The organism is Roseiarcus sp. (assembly GCF_052145395.1).
Classification (GTDB): Bacteria; Pseudomonadota; Alphaproteobacteria; order Rhizobiales; family Beijerinckiaceae; genus Roseiarcus.
In genome coordinates, this window is sequence record NZ_JBKQOT010000232.1 from 1 (window position 1) to 11,484 (window position 11,484).

The 11,484-nt window shown below is 66.0% G+C and carries 7 protein-coding genes and 2 pseudogenes; 3 read left to right on the plus strand and 6 right to left on the minus strand.

Annotated elements, in window-relative coordinates:
* A pseudogene (locus tag ACLP25_RS07825) lies at positions 1 to 560 on the minus strand (hypothetical protein); the annotation flags it as partial.
* Positions 561 to 819: 259 nt separating this feature from the next.
* Here ACLP25_RS07825 and ACLP25_RS07830 point away from each other — a divergent pair.
* Positions 820 to 1,275, plus strand: coding sequence for a CHRD domain-containing protein (locus ACLP25_RS07830; protein ID WP_442468651.1), 456 nt, complete (start codon positions 820 to 822; stop codon positions 1,273 to 1,275).
* 6 nt (positions 1,276 to 1,281) lie between these two features.
* Here ACLP25_RS07830 and ACLP25_RS07835 read toward each other — a convergent pair whose 3' ends face one another.
* From ACLP25_RS07835 to gltB, 3 genes are all read right to left on the minus strand, one after another.
* Positions 1,282 to 1,944, minus strand: a complete 663-nt coding sequence (locus tag ACLP25_RS07835) for a cytochrome b/b6 domain-containing protein (RefSeq protein ID WP_442468652.1) — start codon at positions 1,942 to 1,944, stop codon at positions 1,282 to 1,284.
* Between the two features lie 216 nt (positions 1,945 to 2,160).
* A complete protein-coding gene (locus tag ACLP25_RS07840) occupies positions 2,161 to 3,579 on the minus strand; it encodes a glutamate synthase subunit beta (RefSeq protein ID WP_442468653.1) in 1,419 nt (472 codons plus the stop codon).
* Between the two features lie 127 nt (positions 3,580 to 3,706).
* Positions 3,707 to 8,416, minus strand: coding sequence for a glutamate synthase large subunit (gltB, locus tag ACLP25_RS07845; RefSeq protein WP_442468654.1), 4,710 nt, complete (start codon positions 8,414 to 8,416; stop codon positions 3,707 to 3,709).
* A 370-nt stretch (positions 8,417 to 8,786) separates the two neighbouring features.
* On the opposite strand from gltB, the gene ACLP25_RS07850 reads away from it, so the two are divergent.
* On the plus strand, positions 8,787 to 9,845 hold the full coding sequence (locus tag ACLP25_RS07850) for a threonine aldolase family protein (RefSeq protein WP_442468655.1): 1,059 nt from the start codon (positions 8,787 to 8,789) through the stop codon (positions 9,843 to 9,845).
* Between the two features lie 57 nt (positions 9,846 to 9,902).
* Here ACLP25_RS07850 and ACLP25_RS07855 read toward each other — a convergent pair whose 3' ends face one another.
* Positions 9,903 to 10,379: an Hsp20 family protein gene (locus ACLP25_RS07855; RefSeq protein ID WP_442468656.1), complete on the minus strand. Its 477-nt coding sequence runs from the start codon at positions 10,377 to 10,379 to the stop codon at positions 9,903 to 9,905.
* Between the two features lie 244 nt (positions 10,380 to 10,623).
* Here ACLP25_RS07855 and ACLP25_RS07860 point away from each other — a divergent pair, with 244 nt between their 5' ends.
* Entirely contained in the window at positions 10,624 to 11,091 is a 468-nt protein-coding gene (locus tag ACLP25_RS07860; RefSeq protein WP_442468657.1) for an META domain-containing protein, read from the plus strand.
* Between the two features lie 199 nt (positions 11,092 to 11,290).
* On the opposite strand, the pseudogene ACLP25_RS07865 reads toward ACLP25_RS07860, so the two are convergent.
* Positions 11,291 to 11,484, minus strand: a pseudogene (locus ACLP25_RS07865) (ABC transporter ATP-binding protein/permease); the annotation flags it as partial.

Here is an 11,484-nt window from a genome sequence, read left to right on the forward strand (position 1 = left end):
AGCGCGCCGATTCCGCCGACGATCGCGAGCTTGACGGCGAGCTCGGCCTGGAGCGTCGACGCGTCGCGCCGGGCCACGGCCTGCTGCTCGACCCGGTCCACGATCTTGTCGATCGCGTCATCGATATCGAGAATGTGGCTCTTGGTCTGTTCCAGCAGGGCGTTGCCGGCGGCGCTATCGTCGCTCGAGTAGGCGACGCCGGCCTGCCTCGCCAGATCGGCCATGGCGTCGACTTCGCGTTCGATGGCGGCGACGACCGCGGGATCGACTGCGGAGATCGCCGTCAGATCGGAGTCGAGCCCCGCCTTGGCCGCCGCCGCCGCCTGCTGAGAGCGAGCAAGCTGGGTGACCGCCGAGTCGATCACCCAATACTTCAAATCGCCAAAGTGCTTGCTGGCCGAATTGGCGCTCCTGACAACCGAGACCAGCGTCGCCTCCTCGGCAAGGCTCCGGGAGTCCCGCGCAAGCTCCCGGATCAGAAGCGCGGAGGAGACGACGAGGATCGCAAGCAGCAGGACCGAAAGGAAGATCAGCCGTGCGCGGATCGACACATTGGGCATCGACCTTTAGCCACCTTTCTCTTGCCAATTCCGGCTCATTGACGGGCTGCCGCGCAGTCAGCCGGAAGAGGCCACAAAAATCGCGCAGACCCTTGCCAAAGCGACGTCGGACCGCACGCGTCTCCCTTTCCGGCTCGTTGGCATCATCACATACTCAGCCAGCCAGTAAAGGGCTGTCGATTTGAGATAAAATTGTGCGATTATGAAGCTACAATGGCCCAAAGCGATCCCATTTGGGCCACGCCTGAAGGAGGAAAAGATGAGCGGCGCCAAATTTCAGCGAGTCGTCATTCCTTTTGCAATCGTTCTCGGTTTCGCCGGGCCGTCGGTCATCCAGGCGGCGCCCGTTTCGTTTCAGGTTTCGCTCTCCGGGGCGCAATGCGTGCCGCCGGTCGACACAGGGGGCGCGGGAACGGCCGACCTGACCTATGACCCGGCAACCCGGGTCGTCACTTGGAAGATCCCCTATAGCGGACTGTCGAGCCCGACCACGATGGCTCATTTCCATGGTCCAGCCAAGCAAGGCGAGAATGGGCCGGCTTTGATCTGGCTCTCCGTGCAGGGGAGTCCTCCCGCAAACCCGATAACCGGCAGCGCCACGCTCACTCCTGAACAGGCCCAACAATTCTCCTCAGGCGTATGGTATATAAACGTGCACACCAAGTCCTATCCGGCGGGCGAAATCCGCGGGCAAGTGATTCCTCCCAAAGGCTGATCGGAACTACATGAGATTGGCGAGAATGACCGCAGCCGCGGCGCTGCCGGCAAAAAGGACGGCTGCCCTCGTCGGGCTCGCGATGCGCGGCGCGGGCACGCTTTCCGGCAGAACCTTCGTCCCGGTGATCATCGGCAGCAGCAGGTTTTGTCCCTTGACCGCCGCATAGCCGAAGATCGCCAGCACATGGAGGAGGATCGCCGCTAACAGCACCTCCCAGACGATCGCGTGCGAGGCTTCGATTGCGTCGGCGACGCCTGCGGGGATCATCGCGGTCAACGGTCCGACATCGGCGATATCGTTGGCGACGTAAAGTCCGGACAGCGTCTCGGCGAGAAGCAGCGCGAGCAGAAACAGCGCCATCCAACCGCCCGCCGGGTTATGCCCCACTTGGCGGTCGGGCTCTCGGAGAAGCACGTATCTGAGATGCTGAACGGCCGCCTGCGGAGGCGTGAGAAAGCGGGAAAATCGCGCGGTCTCGCCGCCAAAGAAGCCCCACAGCAGCCGGAACAGCAGCAAAGCGAGCAAGGCGTCGCCGATCCGTCCGTGCCAAACCATCCAGTTCAGCCGCCACGTCGCATACGCCGCCGCCACCAGCGTCGCAATCAGCCAGTGGACCAGACGGATGGGAACGTCCCAGACAAGGACGACACGCGCCTCATCACTCATGGGCTCTGCCGAACGCTCGTCATGCTCGCCTTCGAAGTGCGCCCGAACGTCGCGCCGGGCCATCCATGCTGGAGACAGCATGGACAGTTGCCCATAATTTGTTCGCTGCGCAAGCGCTGAGGGAAGCGATCCTTAGCCGATCTGCCGCTTTCCTTTGGGGCGGGACCGGCCGCAGGCGACCGATGAGGTCGGGCGGCAGGGGTCGGCGCGACCCCGTTACCGCGGCAGAACCGTTGCGCCCATCAGCGCCTCGTCGATCGCGGCGGCGCATTGGCGGCCTTCGCGGATCGCCCAGACGACGAGGGACTGGCCCCGGCGCATGTCGCCGCACGCGAACACTTTTGGCAGCGACGTCGCATAGCCGACCGTGTCGGCCGCGACATTGCCGCGCTTGTCGAGCGCGACGCCGAGCTCGGCGATGAGGCCTTCCTGGACCGGCGAGACGAAGCCCATCGCCAAGAGGACGAGATCGGCCTTGATGGAAAACTCCGTGCCCGGGACCGGCTTCAGCTTGTCGTCGACGCGCATGCACTTCAAGCCCGTCACGGCGCCGTTCTCGCCCTCGAAGGCGGTGGTCGTCACGGCGAATTCGCGCTCGGCGCCTTCCTCGTGGCTGGACGAGGTTCTCAGCTTCAGCGGCCAGTTCGGCCACGTCAGCATCTTGTCCTCGTTCTTGGGCGGCATCGGCAAAATTTCGAGCTGGGTCACCTTGAGCGCGCCCTGCCGGATCGAGGTGCCGATGCAGTCGGAGCCCGTGTCGCCGCCGCCGATCACGACGACGGACTTGCCGCCCGCCAAGATCGGCTGATTGCTGGTCAGCGGCTCTCCCGAGACGCGCCGATTCTGCTGCGGCAGAAAATCCATCGCGAAATGCACGCCGGCGAGGTCCCGGCCCGGAATGGGAAGGTCGCGCGAGGCCTCGGCCCCGCCCGCGAGCGCGATCGCGTCATGGCGCTCGATCAGCTCCTTCGCGCTGACGGTCTGGCCGACATGAGCATTGGCATGGAATGTGACGCCCTCGGCCTCCATCTGTTCGATGCGCCGGTCGACGTGGCGCTTCTCGAGCTTGAAGTCCGGAATGCCGTAGCGAAGCAGTCCGCCCGCCTTTGCGTTCTTTTCATAGACATGAACATCGTGGCCTGCTCGCGCGAGTTGCTGGGCGCAGGCGAGGCCCGCGGGCCCGGACCCGACGACGGCGACCGACTTGCCGGATTTTTGCGCCGGCGGCTCCGGCTTGACCCACCCTTCCGCGAAGGCGCGGTCGATGATGGCGCATTCGATCGTCTTGATCGTCACCGGCGTGTCCTGGATGTTGAGCGTGCAGGACGCCTCGCAGGGCGCGGGGCACACGCGGCCGGTGAATTCTGGGAAGTTGTTGGTCGACAGAAGATTGCGCGCGGCCTCCGCCCAGTCGCCGCGATAGGCGAGGTCGTTCCAGTCGGGGATCTGGTTGTTGACCGGGCAGCCGTTGTGACAATAGGGAATGCCGCAATTCATGCAGCGCGCCGCCTGGTTGCGGGTCGCCTCCTCGCTCAAGGGGAGGATGAACTCGCGGTAATGGCGGATGCGGTCGGAGGCGGGCGCGTAGCGCCGATCCGCACGATCGATTTCGAGAAAACCCGTCACCTTGCCCATGCCTCTTCCTTCCCCCCATCCCGCAGGGGTAGGGCGGCGAACCGGCGACACGCCTCGCGCGGTCCACCAGTCCTCGGCCCCGACCGTACCAACTCTTCCCGTGGGTCTGGCTGACCCACGCCACGCCCTATTCGCCCGCCGCGAGCAGCGCGTGTCCGTTTTGCGCCGCAAGCTCCGCAAGCGCGCGCCGGTATTCGACCGGCATCACCTTACGGAACTTCGGCAAATAGCCGCCCCAGTTCTCCAGGATGTGCCGCGCGCGCGACGATCCCGTGGCCCGGGCGTGATTGGCGATGAGCTGATGCAGGCGTTCGCCGTCGAACCGGCTCATGTCGCTCATCACGTCCACCCGGCCGTGCCCCGCGAGATCACCTCCGGAGTGCAGGTGACGGAGCATCACCTCCTCTTCGGCGGCGACGGGCTCGAGCTCGACCATCGAAAGGTTGCAGCGCTGGGCGAAGGTCCCGTCCTCGTCGAGCACATAGGCGATGCCGCCCGACATGCCGGCCGCGAAATTGCGGCCGGTCGAGCCGATGACGACGACGACGCCGCCCGTCATGTACTCGCAGCCGTGGTCGCCGACTCCCTCGACGACCGCGACCGCGCCGGAGTTGCGCACGGCGAAGCGCTCGCCCGCCACGCCGCGGAAATAGCACTCGCCGGAAATCGCGCCGTAAAGCACGGTGTTGCCGACGATGATCGACTCCTCGGGGACGATCTTCGTGGCTTCCTGAGGCGGGTAGACCACGACGCGTCCGCCCGACAGGCCCTTGCCGACGTAGTCGTTGGCTTCGCCTTCGAGTTCGAGCGTCACCCCCTTGGCGAGGAAGGCCCCGAAGCTCTGGCCGGCCGTGCCCTTGAACTTGACGTGGATCGCCTCGTCACGAAGGCCCGCATGACCGTAGCGCTTGGCGATCTGACCCGAGAGCATGGCGCCGGTCGACCGGTCCGAGTTGCGGATGGCGAGGTCGAGCCGGACATGCTTGCCGCGCTCGATGGCGTCCGCGGTTTCAGCGATGAGGCGCCGGTCGAGGACGCGGTCGATCTCGTGGTCCTGATCCATGCTGCGATAGACCGTATCGCCCGGCCACGGGTTCGGCTTCAAGAACAGCTTCGAGAAGTCGAGGCCCTGCGCCTTGGCGTGGGCGACCAGCTCGGCCTTATCGAGCATCTGCCGCTGGCCGATCATCTCGTCGAACTTGCGGTAGCCGAGCGAGGCCATCAGCTGACGCACCTCTTCGGCGACGAAGAAGAAGTAGTTGATCACGTGCTCGGGCTTGCCGACGAAGCGCTTGCGCAGCACAGGGTCCTGGGTCGCGACGCCGACCGGACAGGTGTTGAGGTGGCACTTGCGCATCATGATGCAGCCGGCGGCGATCAGCGGCGCGGTCGCGAAGCCGAATTCGTCGGCGCCGAGCAGGGCGCCGACAATGACGTCGCGTCCGGTGCGAACGCCGCCGTCGACCTGCACCGCGATGCGCGAGCGCAGGCCGTTCATGACGAGCGTCTGGTGAGTCTCGGCGAGGCCGATCTCCCAAGGGCTGCCCGCGTGCTTGATCGAGGTCAGCGGCGAAGCGCCGGTGCCGCCCTCGAAGCCCGAGATCGTGACGTGATCGGCCTTGCACTTGGCGACGCCCGCCGCGACCGTGCCGACCCCGACCTCGGACACGAGCTTCACCGAGACGTCCGCGTCCGGATTCACGTTCTTGAGATCGTAAACGAGCTGCTTCAGGTCCTCGATCGAATAAATGTCGTGGTGCGGGGGCGGGGAGATGAGGCCGACGCCCTGGGTCGAATGGCGGACCTTGGCGATCACCGCGTCGACCTTGTGGCCGGGCAGCTGACCGCCTTCGCCGGGCTTGGCCCCCTGCGCCATCTTGATCTGCATCATGTCGGAATTGGCGAGATATTCCGCCGTGACGCCGAACCGGCCCGACGCGACCTGCTTGATCGCGCTGCGCATCGAGTCGCCGTTCGCCAGCCGCTTGAAGCGGTCGGGCTCCTCGCCGCCCTCGCCCGTGTTCGACTTGCCGCCGATGCGGTTCATTGCGATCGCGAGCGTGGTGTGCGCCTCGCGCGAGATCGAGCCGAACGACATCGCGCCGGTTGCAAACCGCTTGACGATCTCGGCGGCCGGTTCGACCTCCTCGAGCGGAACGGCCCGCCGTCCATCCTCCTCGGCCGCCTTGATCCGGAAGAGCCCGCGGATGGTCAGGAGCTGGGCGTTCTGGTCGTTGAGCGTCTTGACGAACGCGTCATAGCGGTCGCGCGCGTTGCCGCGCACAGCGTGCTGCAACAGCGACACCGTTTCGGGCGTCCAGTTGTGCGCTTCGCCGCGCACCCGGTAGGCGTATTCGCCGCCGACTTCGAGCGACGTGCGAAGGACCGGGGAGGCGCCGAACGCGTCCGCATGGCGGCGGACGGTCTCCTCGGCGATCTCGTTGAGGCCCGCGCCCTCGATCCTCGTCGCGGTGCCGAAGAAGAACTCGTCGACAAAGGCTTGCGACAGGCCGACCGCGTCGAAGATCTGCGCGCCGCAGTAGGACTGGTAGGTCGAGATGCCCATCTTGGACATCACCTTGAGCAGGCCCTTGTCGACCGACTTGATGAAGCGCTTCACCACCTCGTAGCCGCTGATCGGCTCCGGCAGGTCCTTGGCCATCGCCGTCAGCGTTTCGAAGGCGAGATAGGGGTTGATCGCCTCGGCGCCGTAGCCGGCGAGACACGCGAAATGATGAATCTCGCGCGCCTCGCCCGTCTCGACCACGAGGCCGACGGAGGTGCGCAGCCCCTTGCGGATCAGGTGATGGTGGACGGCCGCCGTCGCCAGAAGCGCCGGGATCGGAATCCGGTCCGGCCCCGCCATCCGGTCGGAGAGAATGATGATGTTGTAGCGGCCGTGCACCGCGGCTTCCGCGCGTTCGCAGAGCCGGTTCAACGCCCCGCGCATGCCCTCGGCGCCGCGCTGCACCGTGTAGGTGATGTCGAGCGTCTTGGTGTCGAAGGAATCCTCGAGGTGGCCGATGCACCGGATCTTCTCGAGGTCCTCGTTGGTCAGGATCGGCTGCCTGACTTCGAGGCGCTTGTGGCGCGCCGTTCCTTCGAGGTCGAGCAGGTTCGGCCGCGGCCCGATGAAGGAGACGAGGCTCATCACGAGCTCCTCGCGGATCGGGTCGATCGGAGGGTTCGTCACCTGCGCGAAGTTCTGCTTGAAATAGGTGTAGAGCAGCTTCGACTTCGACGACAGCGCGGAAATGGGCGTGTCGGTTCCCATCGAGCCGACGGCCTCCTGGCCGGTCGTGGCCATCGGAGAAAGCAGGAACGACAGGTCCTCCTGCGAGTAGCCGAACGCCTGCTGGCGGTCGAGCAGAGAGACGTCGGTGCGCGCGGCGCGCGGCTCGACGGCGCTCAGGTCCTCGAGCACGATCTGCGTCTTCTTCAGCCACTCGGCGTAAGGATGCGCGCGCGACAGCGTCTGCTTGATCTCGGCGTCCGAGACGATGCGGTGCTCGACGAGGTCGACGAGCAGCATCTTGCCGGGCTGCAAACGCCACTTGGCGACGATCTTCTCCTCGGGAACCGGGAGGACGCCCATCTCCGAGGCAAGCACGACCAGGTCGTCGTCGGTCACATAGTAGCGCGCCGGCCTCAGGCCATTGCGGTCGAGCGTCGCGCCGATCTGGCGGCCGTCGGTGAAGGCGACCGCCGCCGGGCCGTCCCACGGCTCCATGAGCGCAGCGTGATACTCGTAAAACGCCCGCCGCTCCTCGTCCATGAGCGGATTGCCCGCCCAGGCTTCCGGGATCAGCATCATCATCGCGTGGCTGAGCGAATAGCCGCCGCGCAGGAGGAACTCGAGCGCATTGTCGAAGCAGGCGGTGTCCGACTGGCCTTCGTAGGAGATCGGCCACAGCTTCTGGATGTCGTTGCCGAACAGATCGGAGTCGACGCTGGCCTGGCGCGCCGCCATCCAGTTGAGGTTGCCGCGCAGCGTATTGATCTCGCCGTTGTGCGCCACCATCCGATAAGGATGCGCCAGGCGCCAGGACGGGAAGGTGTTGGTGGCGAAACGCTGATGCACCAGCGCCAGCGCCGTCTCGTAGCGCGGATCCTGAAGGTCGCGATAGTAGGGCGCGAGCTGATGAACGAGCACCATGCCCTTGTAATTGATCGTGCGGCACGACAGCGAAACCGGATAATATTCTGCGAGCTTCGGGTCCTTGACGCCGTAGAGCCGGTTCGACACGACCTTGCGGATGATCAAGAGGCGGCGCTCGAAATCGTCTTCCGTGGCGAGGGTGGGGGAGCGGCCGATGAAGATCTGTCGCATCACCGGCTCGACCGCCTTGACGCGCTCGCCGAGGACGGAGCTGTCGACCGGCACGTCGCGCCAGCCGAGCACGGTCTGGCCTTCCCCAGCCGCGGCCTTGTTCACGGTCTCGAAAACGGTCTCGCGCGCCGCGGCGTCGCGCGGCATGAAGAATTGGCCGATGGCGTAATGGCCCGGCTCGGGTAGCGTAAAGCCGAGCTTTTCGCATTCCGCCGCGAAAAAGCCGTGCGGGATCTGGGTCAGGACGCCGCAACCGTCGCCCAAGGTCGGATCGGCCCCTACCGCGCCGCGGTGGTCGAGGTTGACCAGGATCTGAAGGCCCTTCTCGAGGATGGCGTGCGACTTCCGGTTCTTCATGTCGGCAACGAAGCCGACGCCGCAGGAATCGTGTTCCTTGGCCGGGTCATAGAGGCCGTGAGCGCGGGGAGCGAAGGGGTCGGCGCCGACGCGGAGGTCGCACGAAGCCGTGCGGTTCTCGGAGGGCGTCTCAGAGAATGTGGCGTTCATTGTTCTGCTCCCGGGGGCACAGTCGCCAGTTCTATGCAACTGTCATTCCAAATTTTGAAGGCGTTCCGTGGACATCGAGGGCTGCGCCGCGCGCAGCCGGGAGGCGTTACGCGTCGGATTTGCTTCTATCCGCTTTCGTCGTTCGATACGACAACGCTTTGGCCCCTGAGATCCGGTCGCGGCGAGGCCTTCGCCTCGGACGCGCAAAATGGTCAGCAAAACTGTCCTAATTCTGGACCTTGCCAGAAATGCGCCGGCGACACAAGCGGGAGTTAGGCGATTTTTCGGGCGGCGGCGGGAGCGGCGCGGTCGGATTGCCAGGGCGCCGAAAATTGCGGCAACGTGATCGCTTGGGATCGAAGGGATTGCCATGAACTTTGCCAGCGACAACGGCGCGGGCGTCGCGCCGGAAATTCTCGAAGCGATTGCGGCGTCGTCGCGGGTCAACGCGCCGGCCTATGGCGCGGACGATTACAGCGCCCGGGCGACGGCGATGTTGAGCGAGGTTTTCGAAACGAAGGTCGAAGCCTTCCTCGTCGCGACCGGGACCGGCGCAAACGCGCTGGCGCTCTCTGCGCTCATCCGGCCGTGGGAGGCGGTGTTCTGCCACGAGGAGGCGCATATCCACGACGACGAGTGCGGCGCGCCGGAATTCTTCGCTGGCGGCGCCAAGCTCGTCGGCGTCGCGGGGGAAGGGGGCAAGCTCACGCCCGATGCCTTTCGCGAAACCCTGACGCGTTTTCCCCGCGGGCTCGTCAAATCGGCGCAGCCGGGCGCGCTGTCGCTGTCGCAGGCGACCGAGGCCGGGACGATCTACGGCCGGGACGAAATTTTGGAGCTTTGCGCGATCGCGCGCGCGGCGGGCGTTCGGACCCATATGGACGGGGCGCGCTTCGCCAATGCGCTCCTCTCCAGCGGCGTTTCGCCGGCCGACCTGACCTGGCGCGCCGGGATCGACGCCCAGTCGTTCGGGGCGACCAAGAACGGCGCGCTCGCCTGCGAGGCGGTGGTGTTCTTCGACGAGAGCCTCGCGGCGAACTTCCCCTACCTGCGCAAGCGCGGCGGCCACACGCTGTCGAAGGGTCGCTTCCTCGGCGCGCAGATGGAAGCGTACCTGACAGACGGCCTGTGGCTGCGGCTGGCGGAGCGCGCCAACGCCGCCGCGACGCGGCTGAGCGAGCGCCTGTGCGCGGCGCCGGGCGTTCGCATCGCCTGGCCGACGCAAGCGAACGAGGTGTTCCTGGTCGTCCCCGACGCCACGCTCGCCGCCTGGCGGGAGGCCGGCGCCAAGTTCTACGAATGGAGCACGCGCTCGCTCGCCGCGGAGCGCGCGCCGCGCGAGGGCGAGACGCTCATCCGCCTGGTGACGTCGTTCGAGACCGCGCCGAGCGAAATCGACCGGCTCGCGGCCCTCTCCGGCGCGCGATAGGCAAAGAAAAAGGGGCGCCGTTCCGGACGCCCCTCGAAGGGCTTCGTCAGCTTAAGGTTACGCGGCCTGCTTCTCGGGCGCGGCCTCGATCGTCTTGGCGGAATTGCCGACGTTGATCGCGATGGTCCGAGGCTTCTGGGCCTCGGGCACTTCGCGGACGAGGTCGATGTGCAGGAGTCCGTTCTCGCTGGTCGCGCCGGTCACGACGACGTGGTCGGCGAGCTGGAACCGGCGCTCGAACGCGCGGGCGGCGATGCCCTGGTAGAGCATGTCGCGCTTCTCGTCCTTGGCGCTGGTCTCCTTCGAGCCGCGCACGGTCAGGGTGTTCTCACGGCTTTCGACCGAAAGCTCCTTCTCGCCGAAGCCGGCGACGGCGAGCGTAATCCGATACGCGTTCTCGCCGGTTCGCTCGATGTTGTAGGGCGGATAGGTCGGAGCGTTCTGCTCGGCGCCGACGGCCTTGTCGAGCATCGACAGCAGGCGGTCGAATCCAACGGTGGAACGATAGAACGGGGAAAGATCATAGTTCAGCATGGGACACATCCTCATTGAGCGATATGGCGGAAAGCGCCCCGATCGGCTGCGCTCGCCGCTTGCGGTTCCGTCATGGACCCCGCATGTTTGAGATGGGTCGGATCCCTTATTTTTCAAGGGCCGCAGAGGCTGCCACAAAAAACACAATCTCATCGGCCATGGCGCGGATTGGCGGCTGAAGGCCGCTCGATATAGCGCCGAACCAGGGAGGCCGGGGCCTCCGATTCCGAGGGTTATGAAACGCATGCTAAAGTCTCTGTTGGCCGCCGCTCTCGCCGCCGCCGCTCTGACAATGGCCGTTCCGGCTTTGGCCGGGCCGCCGTCCGGGCCGCAGGACGAAGAAGACAAGACGCCGAAGCCGCTGCCGCCGCTGCAGAAGAACTTCCCGCTCGACCAGACCTGGTCGCTGAAGGAGCTCAACGGCAAGCCTGTGCCGTCGGGGCTGGACGCCAGCCTTAAGATCGACGGGAGCCTGCGCGGCTCCGGCTTCACCGGCTGCAACTCGTGGTCGGCGACCCTCTATCCGGTCAAGGACCAGCACCTGATGGTCGGTCCGTTCGCCCTGACCAAGAAGCAATGTCCCAAAGACGTCATGCAGATCGAGATCGGCTTTTTGTCGACCCTGATCGGCAGCCCGACCTGGGACCTGGTCAACGGCGACCTGGTGATCAAGGGCCCGCGCGGCACGGCAAGGCTCGCTCGGTCGCTGTGAAGTCGGGGCCTGCGGGGCGGGGGAGGCCGGGCGCCCGGCCGCCTCGCGTCACGACCGCCGTTTTCTGACCGAACACCAACGATTTCAACGCGTTAGCGGCGACGCCGGTCGGATCTCGAATCGGCGCGTCAATCTTCTCAAGGGGTTGCGGTCAGGTTGGGGTCTCACGGCGGGGCGCCGGGCCTGTGCGCCGGGGCGGTCACGAGACCGCCTCCACCGTCGCCGGCGCGTCGCCGTGCGGCTCGAAAGCGATGCGGCGCTTGTGGAAGGCGTTGAGCGTCGAGCGGTGGCCGATCGACACGAGCGTCGTCTTCGGCAGCGTCTCGGCGATGGCGCGGTAGAGATCGGCCTCGCTCACCTCGTCGAGCGAGGCGGTCGCCTCGTCGAGGAACA